Raw genomic sequence first — 18,489 nt, 5'->3', positions numbered from 1 at the left:
TTCCTTTCATTCCTTTCATTCCTTTCATTCCGCCCGCGCTCCCGATACCTTTACGATCCTTGTCCATTTGCTCATCTCCTCATCGACGAATCTGGTAAATTCCGCTGCGCTCATCGGCGGGCTGCCTGCGTTCCTGTTGGTTCCGAGGTCGGTGCCGGTGTCGGCGCCCATTTCGGCGTAACGCTTGCGCAGTGCCACGCTTGTCACAGCCTGGCCAACAGCGGCATTGAGCCGGTTCACAATGTCAGGGGGCGTATGTGCCGGCGCGAAGATGCCGCTCCAGTTGCTGACGGAGTAGCCCGGCACGCCGGCCTCGGCAACAGTCGGCACGTCCGGGAGCGCGGACGAGCGATGCGCCGAGGTCACGGCGAGCGGGCGTACCAGGCCCTTGGCGATCAACGGCAGCGAGGTGGGCAGGTTGTCGAACATCAACTGCACCCGCCCGCCCATCAGGTCGGTCTGTGCGGGCGAGCCGCCGCGGTAGGGCACGTGCGTCAGTTGCGTGCCGGTCATATGCTCAAAGAGTTCACCGGACATATGAATGCTGCTGCCATTGCCGGACGAGCCCATCATCAACTTGCCCGGGTTGCGCTTGGCCATCGCGATCAGCTCCTTCACATTGCGCGCCGGCAACGCGGGGTTGACGACCAGTACATTTGCGCCGGAAGAGACCAGGGCCACAGGCTGGAAGTCCTTCTTCGGGTCGTAGGGAAGGTTGGCGTATAGCGTCGGGTTGATGCCGTGGGTGCCGATCGTGCCCAGCAGCAAGGTGTAGCCGTCCGCCGGTGCATTGGCGACGGCGGCCGCGCCGATGTTTCCGCCCGCACCGGCGCGGTTCTCCACCAGCACCGGCTGCCCGAGGCTTTGCGTGAGCTGCTGGCTGAGCAGCCGTCCGAAAATGTCAGCGGCGCCTCCGGGCGGGAACGGCACCACCAATCGGATTGGCCGTGAGGGATAGGTTTCGGCCAGTACCGGCCCCGCCGCGTGCAGGGCGAGCGCGGCCGCGACCGCACAGATCAGTCTGTGAAGCATGGGATGTCTCCGTTGTCGTTGTGATTGCCAGCGGCATGCTCCGGACGGAGCCGCGCCAGGCTTACCGCTCTCCGCCCGGCGGGATTCAGGACGGCGCGGACGCTATGCCTGCGCTTAGGCCACCGTCCACGGGAAGTTCCACTGCGTTGATATAGGAGGCTTGCGCCGAGAGTAGAAAGCGCACCGCATGCGCGACCTCCCAGGGCGTGCCTTGCCGACTGAGCGGCAAGGCGGCGGTGCGTCCAGGCCGCGCCGCGGAGGCCGCGCGGCCCATCGGCGTATCGATCAGGCCGAGCATGACCACGTTGGCGCGTATGTGGTTGGGCTGCCCGGCCAATGCCGTCGCGCGGCACAGGGCACCGAGCGCCGCCTTCGAGGCTTCGTATACAGGATTCATACCCGCGGGCAGCCTGGCCGCCACTGAAGACACGAATACGATGGCGCCGTGCATGGACATGAGCGGCAGGGCTTGCTGCACGGTCAGCATGTGCGCGCGCAGGTTGACCGCCATCACCTCATCCCAGCTGTCTGCCGTCAGTTCCGCCAGGGGCTCGCGGCGGCTAATGCCTACGTTCAGTACGAGTCCGTCGAGGCCGCCCAGCGCCGTCCGTGCGGCCTGCACCATGCCTTTGATGCCGGCGGCGCTGGCCACGTCGGCCGGGATGGCCACCGCGCCGCCGTCCCGCACACTGCGTACGGTGAGTTCCGCTGCCTCGGTGCTCTTGTCCGCGCAGGCGATGCTGGCGCCAGCGCGAGACAGGGTCATGCAGATCGCGCGTCCGTTGTTGACCGGATTTCCGGCATCGGCCGAAGGAAGTTGTCCGCCACCGACGACGAGGATGCGTCGGCCGCCCAGCGACCCACACGTGGTCTCGCTCGCAAGGTCGGCGCCGGGGGAGGCGGCAGCGGGGCGCGAAGGACGGTCTGGTTGCATTGGATAGTTTGGCGCTGTTTAAGTTGATGTCGGGTAAATGTGAAAACGATTTCCGTTTGTGCTAACTTATCAGGCAACAAATTTGGCGTCCAACTGTGGAACGTTTTCATTAGGGAAGACCATGACGCAAAGGATTTCCGTCAGGGATGTGGCTGAGGCGGCGGGGGTTTCCATCGGCAGCGTGTCGCGTGTGCTGAACGGCACAGGCTATGCGAGCCAGGCGCTGCGAGCCCGGGTGCACGCGGCCGTGGAGGCACTGAACTATGAGCCCAGCTTTGCCGCCCGCCATCTGCGCACGGGGCGCAGCAAGACGGTCGGCTACCTGGTTTCGAATATCGGCAACCCGCTGCTTGCGGCGCATTTCAGCGAAGTCGAGAAGCATATGCAGGCCGCCGGGTACTCCATGCTGGTCGGCAATACGTTGGATCAGCCACAGCGAGATCGCGAACTGGTTGCGCTGTTCGAGAGCCGCCGGCTGGAGGGCATTATTGCCGCGCCCAGCCTGGAGAGCGCGGACCCCGCCAACAGCCTGTTCAGCGGCTGCGGCCTGCCGGTGGTGATTCTGGATCGGGAAACGCCTCTACCAATGGATGCGGTCTATCTGGACCATCGTAGCGGTGTGAAGCAGGCGATGGCGTATCTCATTTCATTGGGTCACCGCCGCATCGCGCTTTTCGGGCCCGGCGAGCACATTCGTCCAGGGCGCGAAAAGCTGTTCGGCTACCGGGATGGGCTTGCGGAGGCGGGTTTGGTGTTCGACCCGGCATTAGTTTGCATGTCACGCTCGGCGATCGATTCGTCACGCACCCAAATGGCGGCGATGCTCGCTCTTTCCGCGCCCCCCACTGCAATCATAGGACTAGGAACGCGCCTGCTTTCCGGAGCCATTTATGTTGCGCGCAAGGCGGGACTGGATATTCCCAGAGACCTTTCGGTGATTGGCATCGGTACGCCTGAGACGCTTGAGTTGATGTATCCGCCGCTAACCACTTTACGCTTTGACATCGAGCGCGCCGCGGAGGCGGCCGCCCATCTGATGCTTGACCGGTTGGCCGGGGAGGGGGTGGGAGAACCACGTATCGTGAGTGTGCCGCTTGACCTGGTTTTGGGTGAGTCGTGCGCCAAGGCGGCGTTCGGGCAGGCCAGTGGGATTGCACATGCGCCTGTGTCGGAATAAGCGAAGTCGGCACCAGGAAAATCGCAGTACGCGCAGCGCGGAAATTTAGTATGATGACCATCATGCCAAATATGAAAGCCAACGCTAGATACGCCGCCAAGGAAGCGTCGCACGAACGCATCGTGGCCGCGGCTGCCCGGGCTATCCGACGAAGTGGTTATGACGGCACTGGCGTCGCCGACATCATGAAAGAGGCCGGTCTGACGCACGGAGCTTTCTACGCACATTTCCCCTCGCGCGAAGCCATGCTGGCGGAAGCCGCGGATCGGGCGTGCGCGGAGTCCGCTGCGGTAGCGGCAGACGTCGTTGCCGGCGGCCCACCCGGGAAAGCCTTGGAGGCTGTGCTTTGCGCCTATCTCTCAAAGGACCACGTCGAACAGGTGGAGCTTGGATGCCCCTTGGCCGCGCTGGGCTCAGAAACACCGCGACAGGCCCCTGAAGTACGTCGAACGGTGACTCAACACACCAAGGCGATGATTGATCTGCTCGCCCGTCAGTCGCCTGACTGGGGACAGCCCGGTGCTCATGAACAAGCACTAGTGACCATCGCCACCATGGTTGGTGCTTTGCTGCTGGCTCGTGCAGTCGACGAGCCAGCTCTGTCGGACCGTCTGCGCGAGGCTGCGCTGAAGCACCTGGTACCCCCTGGAATCTAACCCTCCGGATTCATGCCGCCTTCTCGCTCGCCATTACATATGATGATCGTAATACGAAATGACAATGGTGCACCTCTCGGGCGTCACGTTGAATGGCGTCGTGCCGTGCATGCCGACGCGTACCCAGATCGCACAAACTGACGGAGAAATTTCATGAACATACGCGGCAAGATTGCCCTCGTTACGGGGGCCTCCTCAGGTATCGGCCACGCCACCGCGGAGCGGCTCGCGAAGGCTGGCTACAGGGTGTTCGGCACCAGTAGGCGCACAGGCACTACCGGTCAGCGATCGTTCGAGATGCTGCCTCTCGATGTAACCAAGGACGAATCCGTCGATGCGGCCGTCCAAATGGTGATGGAGCACGAAGGCCGCATTGATCTGCTCGTCAACAACGCCGGGTTCGGAGTCGCTCCAGCGGGTGCGGAAGAGAGCTCGCTGGAGCAGGCCCAGTCGATATTCGATACGAACTTCTTTGGGATTGTCCGGATGACCCGGGCCGTCGTGCCACATATGCGCCGCCAAAGGGAAGGGCGCATCATCAATATCGGCTCCGTGCTTGGTTTCCTGCCGATGCCCTACATGGCGCTGTATTCCGCCACCAAGCACGCAGTCGCGGGCTATTCGGAATCGCTCGACCATGAACTGCGCACGATGGGTGTTCGCGTCTCGGTGGTCGAACCAGCCTACATCAATACGCCCTTCGAGGCGAACCTGATGAAGCCTGACGCCCCGCTCGATGTGTATCGCGAGATTCGCGCGGGCGTGGAGAGACGGGTGAAGGAAGTTCTCGTTGGCGCGGACGGGCCTGAAGTGGTAGCCGAAGTCGTGTTGAAGGCAGCCATGGCAACGCATCCAAAGATTCACTACGCCCCCGGCCTCGCAAGCCGCATGCGACTGCTGCGCAGGTTCGCACCGGCCAGCGTGCTGGATGCGGGGGTTCGAAAAGATCTGCGCCTCGAAGCATAGGCGGCAAGCCGCGTCGCCCGCTGTTGCTCACAAGTCCCAATCTGAAAGAAGACGATGACATTCCAAGCGCTGCTCGCAAGCAAGACAGGTGACAAGATTTCAACCAGCGTGCTGGGCCGCTCGCAAACCTGGATGCGCCAGGAATGAGGGCGACCATGAATGCACTTCTTCTCGATCGCTACGGAAAGAAACGCGCGTTGCGGTCCACTGAGGTTCCGAGCCCGGCGCTGGGTGAGGATGAGGTCATGGTCCAGATCCATGCGGCCGGCGTGAATCTGCTGGACTCCAAGATCAGGAACGGAGAGTTCAAGCTCATACTCCCCTATCGCCCGCCCCTCGTCCTAGGACACGACGTGGCCGGCGTCGTGGTCAAGGCCGGGCCTCGCGTTCGGCAGTTCAAGCCGGGGGACGAAGTCTATGCCCGGCCTGATGATTTTCGCATCGGCACCTTTGCTGAGTACATCGCGGTCAAGGAAGAGTCCTTGGCGATCAAGCCCAAGGCGCTGAGTATGGAGGAAGCCGCATCGATTCCTCTGGTGGGCCTGACGGCATGGCAGGCGCTGATCGAGACGGCGAATCTGAAGAAAGGGCAGAAGGTCTTCATCCAGGCCGGTTCAGGCGGCGTAGGAACATTTGCGATCCAGTTGGCCAAGCATGTGGGCGCCACCGTAGCCACCACCACCAGCAGCGCCAACATCGACCTGGTGAGAAGCCTCGGGGCAGACATTGTCATCGACTACAGAAAAGACGATTTCGAGAAAATTCTTCAGGACTACGATGTGGTCCTCCACAGTCAAGATGCAACGGCGCTGGAGAAATCTCTGCGCGTCCTTAAGCCCGGCGGCATACTCATCTCGATCTCCGGCCCTCCCGATCCCGCATTCGCAAAAGGAATCGGAGCACCGTGGTTCGTGAACTTGATTGTTCGTCTTCTGAGTTCGGGAGTCAGGAAGCGGGCAGCAGGTCGTGACCTGAGGTACTCGTTCCTCTTCATGAGGGCCAGCGGGCGCCAGTTGAGCGAGATCACGTCGCTCATTGATTCCGGCGCGATACGCCCGGTAGTGGATCGGGTCTTTTCCTTCGACGAGACCAACGAGGCCATGGCCTACATCGAGAAGGGACGGGCCAAGGGTAAAGTTGTCGTCAAAGTGCGATAGACGTGATCACCCCGAGTTCGGGCATGACCTGACGCCGCCCGCTATCCCGGCGGTCGGGGGAAGCCGGTCAACCTGGCCTTGGATCGTGCTTGCGAAGTGAAGTGGCTGCGTTTTGATGTGGCCAATCTGCGGCACGTATGGGAACCGGCGCGCATGCGGTCACGTGCGCTTGTAGCGATGTTCAATGATCCTGGCCGTGGCAATCAGGCGAGGACGTACCTCGGAAATGAACTTCTCCGCTGAAATCGTTCTGGTGGGTGCGGCAGCATTGAGGACAACCGGCGGCAGTGCATTGCCGAGCTTCAGTGGCACGGCAATGCCGTTGATTTCCTTGTTCCATTCGCCGAACGACGTCACGCATCCAATCTCTGAAATTTCTACGACTGCGTTCAAGATGCCTTGCTCCATGGCTGGCCAACTGGCCTCGTTCAGCGCGCGGAGCCGGTTCATGACGGCGCGGCGTTCGGAAGGGCCCATGACCGCGATGTGTGCCCGCCCCATGGCAGTCGTTCCAAGCGGCAGCCGACTGCCAATATCAAGATTGAGGGTCACTGCGGTGGACCGGCTTCGCCGGCAATCGATATACAGGACAGAAAGGTCATCGCGGATGCCCAGCGAAATCATGGAACGCGTACTGTCAGCCAGCTCCTGCAGCAGTGGCTCGCTGGCCTCCCTCAGATCCAGCCGGGAATGTGTCACGCGCGCCAGCGTGAGCGTGGCCAGGCCGATGCGATAGCGCCCGAGTTCCGGGATGTGATGCAGGAACCCGAGGGTGGTCAGGGTATAGCTCAACCGGGTCACGGTTGACTTCGGCAGCCCGCACCGGCGCGCAATTTCAAGATTGCTCAGGCGCTCTTCGCTGGAATGGAATGCCTGCAGGATGCGCAGCCCCCGGGCGAGCGCCTCGACAAAGTTCCTGTCGGCACCTTCCTCGAAGATGGATGCAACAGCATCGGCGTCCCCGGCGGTTTCGGTCGAAGGCTGCTCCTTCTCCAGTTTCCTCAAGTTTGCCTCCCGACATGCTGGTAGCGATCGCGTATGGCTCGCTTATCGTACTTGCCCACGCTGGTACGTGGCAACGCATCCACGAAGTGTATCGCGTCCGGGATCGCATACTTCGGAATGCGGCCCGACGCGACGTAGCTGCCCAGGTGCAGCCGGATGGCGCTTGCGTCAAACGAGCTCGGACAGCCGCTTTCCGCCACCACGATCGCCATCGGCCGCTCCCCCCATCGTTGGTCCGGCACGGCGATGACAGCGGCTTCCCTGACATGCTGGTGCTGGCAGATCAGGTCCTCCAGCGTGCCCGACGACAGCCATTCACCGCCGGTCTTGATCACATCTTTCAGTCGGTCGGTAATGCGCAAGTAGCCATCTTCGCCGATGATACCCATATCGCCAGTGTGCAGATAGCCGCCGCGCCAGAGTTCCTCGGTGGCTTGGTCATTCGCAAGGTATCCCTGCGTGAGCCATGGTGCGCGCAGTACCACTTCCCCTGGAATCTGACTCCCTGAGGGCAACACTCGCATCGCTTCATCGACAACCTGTATGTCAACGAGCGGCAACGCCCGTCCGGCGAGTGTTCGCGTGGTGATTGCCTTGCCGGAATCGTCCGGATCGGAAATGGATGGATCCACGTGCGCCGCGGTGACGAAGGGGCAAGTTTCCGACATACCATAGCCCGCAAACGCGTCGATCCCCCGTTTCAAAGCCTCGAGGGCCAGGCTCGTGGGAAAGCGCGCGCCGCCGACCACGATCTTCCACCCTGAAAGATCCACCTGGTCGACCTCTGCCCGATCCAGAACCATCTGGAGGATAGTGGGGACGCAATGGGAAAACGTCACGCCTTCGCGGGCGCGAAGCGTGAGCAGCATCTCAGGCGTGTAGCGCCCGGGATAAACTTGCTTGACGCCCATCATCGTCGCCACGTAAGGCATGCCCCATGCGTGCACATGAAACATCGGGGTGATCGGCATATACACGTCGCCTCGATGGAACCGGCCCTGGGTACTGCCCATGGCGAATGCCGCGCAGACGGCAAGCGTGTGGAGCACCAGTTGGCGATGGCTGAAGGAGACGCCCTTGGGCAGGCCGGTCGTGCCGCTCGTATAGAACTGCGTGGCGCGGGTGTTTTCATCGAAATCGGGAAAGATGAAATCAGACCGGCTACTGGCCAGCAGTGCTTCGTAGCCATCGGCAACGGTGCCGTCATCGTCGTCATCAAGGATCACCACGGACGCTGCCATGTCGGCCACATTGCGCATCGACGAGACGAGCTCGAGAAAATCGCGGTGAACCAGAAGAACCTTGGGCTTTGCCTGTTCCAGCGTGTACTGGATCTGCTGCGGGCTCAGACGGATGTTGGCGGTCATCAGCACGGCACCCATCATCGGTACGGCAAAGAAACACTCCAGGTACCGATGGCTGTCCCAGTCGAGTATGGCGACGGTGTCTCCATGGCCAACGTCCAACGATTGCAGCCCGGATGCGAGCCGGCCGATCCGCTCGCGCAGCCCTCGGTATGTATATCGGCTGATGTCGCGATAGACAATCGACTGGTCGGGCGCTTGCGCCAGTGGCGTGAGTAACAGCTGCTTGATCAGCAGTGGATACTGTGCCCCCGGTGGCGGCGCGTGTGTCTCGTTGGCTTGCATCCGAATGTCTCCTGTAAGGCGCCGGAAGTTCAGGGTTGCTTCACGGTCGTTTGTGGTTGCGCACGGACGAAGTCCACCAGTGTTCGCGCCAAGGCCTCAGGTTGCTCCAGTTGTGGCCAGTGGCCGGCGCCGGACACTTTGGTGATCGTGCCTTGCGCGAATCGCGCCGCCGTTGCTTCGATCAGATCCTCAGTGAAGAACCTGTCGTCGGTCGCAATGCAGAGGACGGGCTGCCCTATCGGCGATGGGGACTTGCCGGCCGGGTGGCCACCGGTCCATGCATGCAGTTGCGTAAGCGCGTGGTCGCACCCGGTAGCTACCGTGCAATTGACGAGAATGTCCAGCCCCTCCTGATCGAGGGCGACCGCCAGGCTTCGCTTGCCTTCACCGATGGCATTCCTGTCCTTCAGGCCGGCCCGCGATGCAAAGCGCTCCATGGCCGGCGGCGCCAAGGCATAGCCTGCCAGTGCGGCAGACGTGATCAACACCAGTCCTGCCAGCCGATCACCGAGACGCCGCGCCACCAGTTCACCGATTTGCCCGCCCATGCTGTGTCCGACCACGACGAAGCGTGCCGACGTTTCGGGATATGTCTGCAGAATCTGCGTCAGCACATCGGTGGCGTATTGCTCGAGCCGCTGCTCGGAGGTCAATGCGGGAGGCTGCCCGGCCTTCAACGCGATGGGTACGACGTGCCACGCCGGCAGATTCATGTGCTCGATCAGGCGGGCCCAGACGGCCGGGCCATCCAGATAGCCGTGTAAGAGCACCAGGATGCCGTGCGGCGGGGAACTTCCGCGGGACGCCGTCATGCCGATGCCCCGAGCATCAGATGAGTCTGATACCAACGCAACGCGGCGGAGCTGGACGCTTCGAACTCCTTGCGGTAGGCGTCGAAGTGACCGCCGCCGATGATTTGCAGCTGTTTCGGCTCCACGGCGCGTTCGTAGGCGGCCAGCGCCAGATCCGTGGGGGTCACCACGTCGTTCTGCGCCACCACCATCAGCAGCGGCTTCGGCCCGATGCGCGGAATCCACTGCCCAGGCTCATACATCTGTGACAGCCTCGATGAGCGTATCGTGACAGACTCGCTGTGTTCCACGCCGTCCGGAATCTCGAAGGCGTCATGGAATTCCATCATGTCCTTCGAGCGGTAGACCGCACGGACGGCGGGATCAAGACTCACAACGCGTTGCAACATCGGCGGCTCCCCGCGCAACTGTGCACGTTCGTCTTCGTTGAACATGGCTTGCTGGGCCGCGCGGGCATCGGGCGGTACGCGCCGCAGGCTCTGTTCGTATCCGCTGACGATGGGAACCTGTGCCGCCACCACGCGGATGCGGGCATCGGTGGCGCCAAGCACCATCGCATGTCCGCCCGCATAGCTCGTTCCCCAGATGCCGATGCGATGCTGATCGACGCCATCGAGCGATTCGAGATAGCTGATGACGCGGCGCCAGTCCGCGATCTGTCGCCACGGATCGATATCGCCGCGGACCTCGCCACCGCTGAGCCCGAAGTTGCGATGGTCGTGAACGATCACGATGAAGCCGGCCGCCGCGAAGCGCTCGGCGTATTCGCGCAGGCCCCGATACTTCAGGCCTGAGAAGCCGTGCGCCATCGTAACGGCGGGAGCCGGGCCGATGCCGCCGGTTGGCCGGAAGACCCAGGCATGGAGTTCAATGCCGCCTTCGGCGGGAATGTAGTGCTCTTCTGCTTGCATCGGACGTTAGCCTTTATTGCCCGTTGAATGGAATTTCCGGCCGGTTAAGGCCGGCATCGATCGCCTGGATGGCAGAGCTCACACCGCGCTGCACATCGTCGGTGGCGAGCAGCACGGACACGTGCTCGATCATTGCCTCGTCCGCACCCCGTACGCCGCCGACGGCCCACGCAGCAATAACCGACTTTGTTACCGCGTGCGCACGCGTGGGGCCCGCGGCAAGCTTTTCCGCGTGCGCCCGCGCAACTTCGGCGAGCCGTTCATCAGCCACTACTTTTGCGACGATATTGAGGGACAGGGCCTCTGCCGCGGTGATTTCTTCGGACAGCATCGCCAGCCGCGTAGCCACACCGCGTCCGCTGCGTTCGGCAATGCGCTGGACCCCACCCGCCAGTGGCGATACGCCCAACGTCACCTCGGTAAAGCGGAACCTTGCCGATTCGGCGGCGATGATTAAATCAGTGTGCAGTGCGAACTCGAAGCCGCCACCGTATGCCCGGCCATTGACCTCGCAGACGGTCGGGATCGGCAGCGACTCAATGGCATTCAGGATGCTATTTGAATAGCCGAAGCGTTCGCGCCGCGCGGCGTGATTTTCGAGATGTGGCCACTCGCGAAAGTCGCCACCGAGACAGAAATCGTCGAGGTTGCTACGGAACAGCATGCATCGGGCACCCTCGCGAACACCCTGGCGCACCGCGGCTTCCAGCTCCGCATAGAGCGGCCGGGTCAACCGGTTCTGTGGCGGCCGGTTGAGCGTGACGATCGCCACGCCTTGTCGCAGTTCGTAGAGCACAAGTCCGGCATTGGTAGAAGGCTTCATTTTCGTGTCTCCCTGTTCAAACGGTTTCCCAGATCTCGCTGAGCGACGACTGTTCGGTCAGCGTGCTCGCCACGGTCACCACACGCCAGCCTTCGCTCGTGCGATGGATGTCGAAGTGGACTGCGCGGCGTTCAATCTCGCTCTCGTCGGCACGCCGCCGCGACCAGATCACGTCGATTGAGCCGGCGTTGCCGTTGTAGCCCTTCACGGCGCGATCCAGTACCACGGTGTGGGTGTATTGCTGCGCCTGCAAAGGCTCCTGGTTCGCGCGCAGCAGCCCGATGACCTGGTCGCCGGTTAGCAGGCATTTGGTCATGTTGACCGATGCGGCGTGCAGGGGGGCACCCCAGTACTGCAGGATGGCCCCGTTTTCCAGGCTGGCATTGGCGCCCATATGGACCCAGGCGGGCAAGTAAGTGTCGAAGAACCAGCTGTTCATCTCGCGCACGGCGGTGCGGTCGGCTGTGGCGATGGGGGCAGAGTTGGTCATGGTGCTGTCGTGTGGAATTGGGGTGGATCAGTCGAGCTTGGCGCCGGATTGACGTACTACTTCCTTCCAGATCGGGGCCTCGCGTCGATATGTTGCGGCGATGTCATCGGGCCCCTGGTAGCTCGGGGCCCAGCCCAGGTCGCGAATGCGCTTCTGGACGTCTGGTTTCCTCATGGCCTTGTCGATTTCCGTCGCCAGCCGGTCGACAATGGGCGCAGGCGTTCCGGCCGGTGCGGCGACGCCGACCCAGCCCACCGCACGGAGCAGCGGGTCATTGACGCCGGCTTCGCTCAGTGTCGGGACGTCAGGCAACGCGGCAAGGCGCGCCGGGCCGGTCACGCCGATCGCCTTCAGTCGCCCGGCCGCGATGAACTGTGGCGCTTGTGCGCCGGTGACGAATGAAACCTGGATGTTCCCCGCCACAAGGTCGTTGATCATCGGCGATTCGCCGCGATAGGCGACGTGCGCCATGTCGCCGCCAAGCAGATCATTGAGTCGGCTCGCGCTCAGATGGGAAATCGTTCCCACGCCCCACGATCCATACGACATCTTTCCCTTGTGGGACTGCATGTACTTGCGCAGGTCGGCAACGTTGCTGACGTTCAGGTGCGAGCTCACGGCAAGCACAAGCGGGGCTTCGGCGACCTTCGCAACCAGCTTCAGGTCCTTTTCGGGGTGGTACGGCAGCTTCGTGTACAGAAACTGGTTGATCATGAGGTTGGAGCTGAGCGCGACGGTCAGGGTGTAGCCGTCGGGCGGTGCCTTGGCCACGGCATCCACGCCGAGGTTGCCCGCCGCGCCGGTCTTGTTGTCGACCACCAGCGGTTGGCCGAGCGCTCGGCCAACCGGATCCGACAAGGTGCGGGCAACGATATCAATCGCGCCGCCTGCCGCGTACGGCGCCACGACCTTGATGGGCCGGGATGGGTAGGCCTGGGCGGCGAACGAGAATTGGCTCTGTGCCAGCAACGCGGAGCTGAGCACGCCGGCGCACGCAGCGCGCAATCTTAGATTCATGATGGTCTCCATTCTGTTTTTATGAGGGGCTGGTCACATCCAGCTGAGGACTTGTCCGCCATCGACGGGTATGACGGCGCCTGTCATGTACCGGCCCGCATCCGAGGCCAGCAGCAACGTTGCGCCGTCGAGGTCGGATGCCTCGCCAAACCGGCGCATCGGTATGCGCTTGAGAATCCCCGACTCGATGCCGCGCTCGGCGAACTGCGCTTGCATGTCGGTCAGGATGTTGCCCGGTGCCAGCGCGTTGACGCGCACACCCTTTCCGGCCAGTTCCAGGGCCATGATGTGCGTCAGGTGAATGAGTCCGGCCTTGGAGGCGCCATAGCTCGACATCTGCCCGCCTGCCCGCAATCCCGATGACGAGGCGATATTGATGATGCTGCCGTGGCCGCGCGCCGACATATGGCGCGCCGCCTCCTGGGCCACCAGGAAAGCGCCCTTCAGGTTGGTGTCGAAGATGCGGGATACCTCGTCATGCGTTTGCGAAGTGAAGCGCTCGACGTAGATCACGCCCGCGTTGTTGAACAGAATATCGACAGGCAGGCCGAGCTGGCTTTCGGCCTCTTGCCATGCCGGGGCGATGCCTGACGGGTTGGTTACATCGAGCCTGACGGCGCAGGCCTTGTGGCCCTCTGTCCGGAGTTCGGCAACAACGGCCTCCAGACGATCGGCGCGACGCGCGCCCAGCGCCACAGCGGCTCCGGCCTTTGCCAGCGTGCGAGCCGTGTGCAGCCCAATGCCGCTTGAGGCGCCGGAGATGAATGCGGCTCTGCCGCTCAGATCGAAGATGGACATCGGATGTTTCATGAGGGGCCTGCTTTCAAGCCCGTCGCTGACTGGTGTCCGGATATCGGGGTTCGTGAGCGACGGTGTGGAGAGTCTAGGACGGGTCCGGCCCACTCACCAACGTAGCGTTCCGCTGTGCGGTCTGAAGTAAAGCTGCTGTGAATGGCAGGCAGCGCGGAGTAAAGCAGGGCGTGTGCCTGCTTCGTTGGACCTGGCAGGGGCTGCAAATGATGGATATGCGCTACCACACCGGCGCCTTCGCCGAGACATTCAAATGCGAGGGGCCAACGGCCGGCTTTGGCCGGTCACGGCGGCTCAAGGCCGGGCGCCGGTCATGCTGCCTGAACCGACGGGCAACTTCCGTAGCCGACCCTTCGCAGCCATTCGACCGCTCTGCGTTGATCAGACGAATCGGCCGATTTGGAGACAGCCGTCGCTCTGATCGTGAGCGACCGCTTCCATATGCTGACCCGCCGCCGGCTAGGTTCTCCCAACCAGAAGCCATGTATGCAGGTCGCCGATGCCCTTTGCCGCAATCAAACCGCGCTCTTCTAGCAGGAAAGGCTCCCCAAGTTGCTGCCGAGTGGCATCAGTTACCTGAACGCGACCGACTACGCCTTGCGACTCCATCCGGCTGGCGATATTGACGGTATCACCCCACAAGTCATAGATGAACTTTCTCCTGCCGATCACGCCGGCCACGACAGCTCCACTGTGGATGCCAACTCGCAATTGCAGGTTGTAGCCGCTTCGCTGATTGAACTGGTCCAGTGACTCAAGCATGTCCAATGCCATATGAGCAGCCCGGGTGGCGTGATCGGCCGCCGGCACAGGCAGGCCTGCGGCTGCCATGTAAGCGTCGCCGATTGTCTTGATCTTCTCGAGTCGCCGGTTGTCGGCGATATTGTCAAAGTCGGCAAATATCTCGTTCAGGACTGCCACCAGTCGTTCGGGGCTCATGCTGGGAGAAAAGCGGGTGAACTGCACGAGGTCCGCGAACAACACCGACACATCCTGGAACTTGTCGGCGATGACCTCCGGGGGGCCGGCGGCGATGAGATCGGCGCGCAGCTTCAAGCGCTCGGCGATGGGGGCGGGCAGCACGTTGAGGAGCAGCCGATCGGTTACCTGTTGCTCGCGAACGAGCTTCTCGTAAATGCGCCTGAGTTCATGACTCTGGTGAACGATCGTCTCTCGGCTCGTTTCCAGCTCATGCACTTTCCGCTCAAGTTCCTTGCCGTACTTCAACGATTCCCCGTGCAGCAGACGCACTTCCAGCATATTGCGAACCCGCATCAGCACCTCCGCCAGATCAAATGGCTTGCTGACGAAGTCTTTCGCACCGGCTTGCAGTGCGCGCAGTTTGTGATCAGGCTGGGCGGTGATGACGATCACCGGAAGGTAGCTGTCCGCCTGGATTTCCTTGAGGCGTTCCATGACCTCGAACCCGTTCATGCCGGGCATCTGCAGATCAAGCAGGATCAGGTCATAGTGGTTCTTGCTGTGAAGCTCAGGCACCGCGCGCGGATCGGTGGTTGGCTCGATGCAAACGTAGCCGGCCCCGCGTAGCATCTGTTCGAGCAGCAGGACATTGGCCTCCAGATCGTCAACGACCAGGATTTTTGCTGCCAGGATGTCCGATGCGTCGATCACGGCGAGCACCTGGCTTCATCGGCCCTGAGCAGTCCCGCCTCGTGGCTGTTCCAGCGCGGCGTCCAGTGCGTCCATAAACTCATTGAGCCTGATCGGCTTGGTCAGATAGCGGAAGAATCCCGCTTTCATGCCCTTTTCAATGTCGCGGGGCATCGCATTGGCACTGAGGGCGATGACGGGAATGTGCGTTGTCTGCGGGTCTTCGCGCAGCAGTCCCAGTGCTTCGATGCCGTTGATGTCGGGCAGATGGATATCCATGATGATCACATCTGGCGAGGCAGTGCGCGCCAGGTTGACGCCGAGCGCCCCTGTGACGGCGGTCAGCAGGCGCACATCGGACCGGCGCACAAGGAGTTGCTCAACGAGCTTCAGGTTGGCGGGGTTGTCTTCGACATACAGCAGGGTACGCAGCGAAGTGGGAGACGCCGTCCGCGCCTTGACGGATACCGCTGCCTCCGCGCCCTCACCGGTCATTTCTGGAGGGCGCGCAGCGGGCAGTTCGACCCAGAATACGCTGCCCACGCCAGGCGTACTATCGGCGCCGATGGCGCCTCCCATCAGCTCGACCAGCCGCTTGGCCACCACGAGGCCGATGCCCGTGCCCTCCACGGGGCCACCCTCATGCCCAAGACGATTGAACGGCTGGAACAGTTGTGCGAGCCGTTCTGGTGCCAGCCCTGCGCCGGTGTCGCGCACGCCGACACGAACGCGATCGCCCATCGTCACCTGTATATCGACGGTACCCTTGTCCCGGTTGTACTTGATCGCGTTGGAAAGCAGGTTAAGCAGGATCTGTTTCAGGCGGGTCCTGTCAGCGCGGACGAAACACGATAAGTCGGGCGAGGGAAACCGCATGCGAACCTCACGCCTCAGCGCTTGTTGCTCAAGCATCGCGTGACATTCGTGCAAGGCTTCAACGACCGATACCGGCTCGGGGGACAGTGACGCCTGCCCGGCCTCTATCCTGGCGAGGTCAAGCACCTCATTGATCAGTTCCAGCAAATGCCAGCCCGCCTTCAGGATCTGGTCGATGCTGGCTTGCTGCGAGGAAGGCGGCGGCGGAGTGTCCAGTGCCAGCAACTGCGCGAAGCCAAGGATCGCGTTCAACGGATTCCGCAATTCATGGCTCATGCTGGACAGAAATTCTGACTTTGCGCGGTTTGCGCTTTCAGCCGCAGCCTGGGCCTGTTTCTGCTCCTCTATGTCGGTGCTGGATGCCAACCACTTGACGATATGCCCATCGGCGTCCTTGAGTGGCGCCCCGCGCTCAAGGTGCCATCGGTAGGCACCGTCGGATGCCCTCTTCAGGCGGTATTCGATCTCATACTCACGGCCGTTCGCAACCGCGTCTGTCCAGCGGTCGATGTTGTTCGTGAAATCCTCGGGATGTACGGCAGATTGCCAGTCGCCGGCCTGGGTTTGCTCAAGGCTGAGGCCGGTATAGGTTACCCACCGCTGGTTGCAGTAATCGATCCGGCCATCCGGGCCGCAGGTCATTACCATGTGAGGTATGCCGTCGGCGAGCAACCTGAAGTGCGGCTCGCCCTCCCTGAAGCCGGGGGCCGAAGGCCGATCCTGTGCCGATCTGTCAAAAGGCTGCTTGCCCATGATTTTCCGCCTGCAGTCGTCGGGACAGCGCTGACGTCTCCGCGAGAGCAGAGAACGCTGGCGACGGGCTGGAATCAGCGTAGATAGGGAACCGTTAACCAGAATACGCGATGATCCTGTTCCCACCCCCAAATCCTGTCCTATAATAATTGATCATACAATCATTGATCAGGCAACAAAATGATTTCGCAGCCTCACCAGGCGCACAGTAGCGGGCAGGTGCTGCCATTCCGCGAGTCCCTGATGGCGATGCTGGGCATCGCATTCGTGGTGATGCTGGTAGCACTTGACCAGACTGTGGTCGGCACCGCGTTGCCCACGGTGGTGGCGGAGTTGCAGGGGTTCGAGTACTACGCCTGGGTGGCAACGGCCTATCTGCTGATGTCCGTGATCACGGTGCCGATCTTCGGCCGGTTGGGCGATTATTACGGGCGCAAGCCGTTCGTGATGGCATCCATCGTCGTGTTTACGCTGGCCTCGGCGCTGTGCGGCATGGCAACCAGCATGCCCTTCCTGGTGCTGGCCCGCGGCCTGCAGGGCATCGGGGGCGGCATGCTCGTGGGCACCGCCTTTGCCTGTATCCCGGACCTGTTTCCCGATTCCCATGTGCGCTTGCGCTGGCAGGTGATGATGAGCGCTGCCTTCGGTATCGCCAACGCGGTCGGGCCGTCGCTGGGCGGTGTGCTGACCGAGGCCTACGGCTGGCGGGCGGTTTTCTACGTGAACCTGCCGGTGGGCTTGCTGGGATTGTGGTTTGCCTGGCGCTACCTGCCGCACTTGCGCCAGCAGGCGCATGCCGGTGCGATCAAGGTGGACTGGCTCGGCGCGGCCCTGATCGGCGCAGGGCTGGGCGGCTTGCAGTTGTGCGTGGAACTGATGCCTGATCGTGGTTTTGGGTTGCTTACCGGCGGCTTGCTGGTCATGTCGGTGTGTGCGCTGGTGGCGCTTTGGCAATGGGAGCGGCGGGCGCCGAATCCGATCCTGCCGCTGGAGATGTTCCGCAATCCCGGGCTGGCGCCGCTGTTCCTGCTGGCGGTGTTCGTGGGCTTCGCGATGTTTTCGCTGCTGCTGTATGCGCCGCTGTTGTTCCAGGGGGGCTTTGGCTATTCGCCCAGGGAGGCGGGCGTGCTGGTGACGCCGCTGGTGGTGTGCATCACGCTGGGCAGTATCATCAATGGCCGTATCATCACGCGGATCCGCCAGCCTAACAATATGCTGTACGCCGGGTTCGCCATGCTGGCGCTGGCCTGCCTGGGCCTGTCGCAAGCGACACGCGGGATGTCCCATCACCTGTTGCTGGGCATCATGCTGCTGTGCGGCTTCGGGCTGGGCTTCATCATGCCGAACCTGACGGTCTTTGCGCAGCAGACCGCGGGCCGCGAGCACCTTGGCATTGCCACGGCGATGCTGCAATCACTGCGCATGGTGGGCGGCATGGTGGGCACCGCAGTCGTCGGCACGCTGGTTTCGCGTAGCTACCTGAGCGGGGTGCATGATGCGCTGCAGAAGGCCGGTGCCGGCGAATGGCAGGAGCGCATGGCCGATCCGCAGATCCTGATCGACCATGCTGCGCAGGCCAGCCTGCTGTCGCAACTGGAGGCGGCCGGGCACAATGGCGCCCTGTTGCTGGAGCAGGCCAGGCTTTCGCTGGTCGGTGCCATCCACATCGGGCTGGCGCTGGCGGCGGTGATCGCCGTGATTGGCCTGTGGCGCTCGCGCCGGGTGCCGCCGATCAAGCTGGAGCGTGCCGTCAAGCCGGTCATGGCTGCGGAATAGAATGCTGGGGACAGGTCACGGAAATCGAGTTGGT

The 18,489-nt window shown here is 62.4% G+C and carries 17 protein-coding genes; 5 read left to right on the top strand and 12 right to left on the bottom strand.

The annotated features are described in order from the left end of the window. Positions 1-24 precede the first annotated feature (24 nt). Both CF70_RS25370 and CF70_RS25365 read right to left on the bottom strand, forming a co-directional pair. Positions 25-1,032 carry a tripartite tricarboxylate transporter substrate binding protein gene (locus CF70_RS25370; protein WP_035871133.1) on the bottom strand — a complete coding sequence of 336 codons (1,008 nt, stop codon included), beginning with the start codon at positions 1,030-1,032 and terminating at the stop codon, positions 25-27. An 85-nt stretch (positions 1,033-1,117) separates the two neighbouring features. Next, positions 1,118-1,966: an SDR family NAD(P)-dependent oxidoreductase gene (locus CF70_RS25365; protein ID WP_081862346.1), complete on the bottom strand. Its 849-nt coding sequence runs from the start codon at positions 1,964-1,966 to the stop codon at positions 1,118-1,120. 121 nt (positions 1,967-2,087) lie between these two features. Between CF70_RS25365 and CF70_RS25360 the strand changes: the two genes are divergently transcribed. The 4 genes from CF70_RS25360 to CF70_RS25345 all read left to right on the top strand — a co-directional run bounded on the left by CF70_RS25360 (position 2,088) and on the right by CF70_RS25345 (position 5,922). Beyond that, the gene (locus CF70_RS25360; RefSeq protein WP_051648951.1) at positions 2,088-3,143 is read left to right on the top strand and encodes a LacI family DNA-binding transcriptional regulator; all 1,056 of its coding nucleotides are present in this window, start codon (positions 2,088-2,090) and stop codon (positions 3,141-3,143) included. Positions 3,144-3,193: 50 nt separating this feature from the next. Continuing rightward, positions 3,194-3,799 (top strand): TetR/AcrR family transcriptional regulator, encoded by a 606-nt coding sequence (locus CF70_RS25355; protein WP_035871131.1) that lies wholly within the window; start codon positions 3,194-3,196, stop codon positions 3,797-3,799. Between the two features lie 153 nt (positions 3,800-3,952). After that, positions 3,953-4,765: an oxidoreductase gene (locus tag CF70_RS25350; RefSeq protein ID WP_035871129.1), complete on the top strand. Its 813-nt coding sequence runs from the start codon at positions 3,953-3,955 to the stop codon at positions 4,763-4,765. 155 nt (positions 4,766-4,920) lie between these two features. Next, the gene (locus tag CF70_RS25345; protein WP_035871194.1) at positions 4,921-5,922 is read left to right on the top strand and encodes an NADP-dependent oxidoreductase; all 1,002 of its coding nucleotides are present in this window, start codon (positions 4,921-4,923) and stop codon (positions 5,920-5,922) included. A gap of 159 nt (positions 5,923-6,081) precedes the next feature. Here CF70_RS25345 and CF70_RS25340 read toward each other — a convergent pair whose 3' ends face one another. From CF70_RS25340 to CF70_RS25295, 10 genes are all read right to left on the bottom strand, one after another. Then, entirely contained in the window at positions 6,082-6,927 is an 846-nt protein-coding gene (locus CF70_RS25340) for an IclR family transcriptional regulator (protein WP_235185206.1), read from the bottom strand. Continuing rightward, on the bottom strand, positions 6,924-8,576 hold the full coding sequence (locus CF70_RS25335; RefSeq protein WP_035871126.1) for a fatty acid--CoA ligase: 1,653 nt from the start codon (positions 8,574-8,576) through the stop codon (positions 6,924-6,926). Before CF70_RS25335 ends, CF70_RS25340 begins: the two co-directional genes overlap by 4 nt. A 29-nt stretch (positions 8,577-8,605) precedes the next feature. Then, complete coding sequence (locus CF70_RS25330) at positions 8,606-9,388, bottom strand: alpha/beta fold hydrolase (RefSeq protein WP_035871122.1); 783 nt, start codon at positions 9,386-9,388, stop codon at positions 8,606-8,608. Beyond that, entirely contained in the window at positions 9,385-10,299 is a 915-nt protein-coding gene (locus tag CF70_RS25325) for an alpha/beta hydrolase (protein ID WP_035871118.1), read from the bottom strand. Before CF70_RS25325 ends, CF70_RS25330 begins: the two co-directional genes overlap by 4 nt. Before the next feature lie 13 nt (positions 10,300-10,312). Beyond that, complete coding sequence (locus CF70_RS25320) at positions 10,313-11,122, bottom strand: enoyl-CoA hydratase/isomerase family protein (RefSeq protein ID WP_035871115.1); 810 nt, start codon at positions 11,120-11,122, stop codon at positions 10,313-10,315. 16 nt (positions 11,123-11,138) lie between these two features. After that, positions 11,139-11,612 carry a hypothetical protein gene (locus tag CF70_RS25315; RefSeq protein WP_035871113.1) on the bottom strand — a complete coding sequence of 158 codons (474 nt, stop codon included), beginning with the start codon at positions 11,610-11,612 and terminating at the stop codon, positions 11,139-11,141. 27 nt (positions 11,613-11,639) lie between these two features. Next, a complete protein-coding gene (locus CF70_RS25310; RefSeq protein ID WP_235185205.1) occupies positions 11,640-12,641 on the bottom strand; it encodes a Bug family tripartite tricarboxylate transporter substrate binding protein in 1,002 nt (333 codons plus the stop codon). Between the two features lie 21 nt (positions 12,642-12,662). Continuing rightward, a complete protein-coding gene (locus CF70_RS25305; RefSeq protein WP_035871108.1) occupies positions 12,663-13,439 on the bottom strand; it encodes an SDR family NAD(P)-dependent oxidoreductase in 777 nt (258 codons plus the stop codon). A gap of 459 nt (positions 13,440-13,898) precedes the next feature. After that, a complete protein-coding gene (locus CF70_RS25300) occupies positions 13,899-15,071 on the bottom strand; it encodes an adenylate/guanylate cyclase domain-containing protein (RefSeq protein WP_035871187.1) in 1,173 nt (390 codons plus the stop codon). A gap of 15 nt (positions 15,072-15,086) precedes the next feature. Then, positions 15,087-16,679: a PAS domain-containing hybrid sensor histidine kinase/response regulator gene (locus CF70_RS25295; RefSeq protein ID WP_035871105.1), complete on the bottom strand. Its 1,593-nt coding sequence runs from the start codon at positions 16,677-16,679 to the stop codon at positions 15,087-15,089. Positions 16,680-16,859: 180 nt separating this feature from the next. On the opposite strand from CF70_RS25295, the gene CF70_RS25290 reads away from it, so the two are divergent. After that, positions 16,860-18,455, top strand: coding sequence for an MFS transporter (locus CF70_RS25290; protein ID WP_051648949.1), 1,596 nt, complete (start codon positions 16,860-16,862; stop codon positions 18,453-18,455). Positions 18,456-18,489 lie beyond the last annotated feature (34 nt).

It is taken from the genome of Cupriavidus sp. SK-3 (genome assembly GCF_000611145.1).
GTDB lineage: Bacteria > Pseudomonadota > Gammaproteobacteria > Burkholderiales > Burkholderiaceae > Cupriavidus.
This window is presented reverse-complemented; position numbering and strand designations above follow the sequence as displayed.

Coding starts and splice junctions, on each gene's coding strand:
- CF70_RS25365 (WP_081862346.1), bottom strand. CDS start 1,966: ATGCAACCAGACCGTCCTTCGCGCCCCGCTGCCGCCTCCCCCGGCGCC.
- CF70_RS25335 (WP_035871126.1), bottom strand. CDS start 8,576: ATGCAAGCCAACGAGACACACGCGCCGCCACCGGGGGCACAGTATCCA.
- CF70_RS25330 (WP_035871122.1), bottom strand. CDS start 9,388: ATGACGGCGTCCCGCGGAAGTTCCCCGCCGCACGGCATCCTGGTGCTC.
- CF70_RS25315 (WP_035871113.1), bottom strand. CDS start 11,612: ATGACCAACTCTGCCCCCATCGCCACAGCCGACCGCACCGCCGTGCGC.
- CF70_RS25290 (WP_051648949.1), top strand. CDS start 16,860: ATGATTTCGCAGCCTCACCAGGCGCACAGTAGCGGGCAGGTGCTGCCA.
- CF70_RS25360 (WP_051648951.1), top strand. CDS start 2,088: ATGACGCAAAGGATTTCCGTCAGGGATGTGGCTGAGGCGGCGGGGGTT.
- CF70_RS25320 (WP_035871115.1), bottom strand. CDS start 11,122: ATGAAGCCTTCTACCAATGCCGGACTTGTGCTCTACGAACTGCGACAA.
- CF70_RS25370 (WP_035871133.1), bottom strand. CDS start 1,032: ATGCTTCACAGACTGATCTGTGCGGTCGCGGCCGCGCTCGCCCTGCAC.
- CF70_RS25345 (WP_035871194.1), top strand. CDS start 4,921: ATGAATGCACTTCTTCTCGATCGCTACGGAAAGAAACGCGCGTTGCGG.
- CF70_RS25305 (WP_035871108.1), bottom strand. CDS start 13,439: ATGAAACATCCGATGTCCATCTTCGATCTGAGCGGCAGAGCCGCATTC.
- CF70_RS25325 (WP_035871118.1), bottom strand. CDS start 10,299: ATGCAAGCAGAAGAGCACTACATTCCCGCCGAAGGCGGCATTGAACTC.
- CF70_RS25310 (WP_235185205.1), bottom strand. CDS start 12,641: ATGGAGACCATCATGAATCTAAGATTGCGCGCTGCGTGCGCCGGCGTG.
- CF70_RS25355 (WP_035871131.1), top strand. CDS start 3,194: ATGATGACCATCATGCCAAATATGAAAGCCAACGCTAGATACGCCGCC.
- CF70_RS25295 (WP_035871105.1), bottom strand. CDS start 16,679: ATGGGCAAGCAGCCTTTTGACAGATCGGCACAGGATCGGCCTTCGGCC.
- CF70_RS25350 (WP_035871129.1), top strand. CDS start 3,953: ATGAACATACGCGGCAAGATTGCCCTCGTTACGGGGGCCTCCTCAGGT.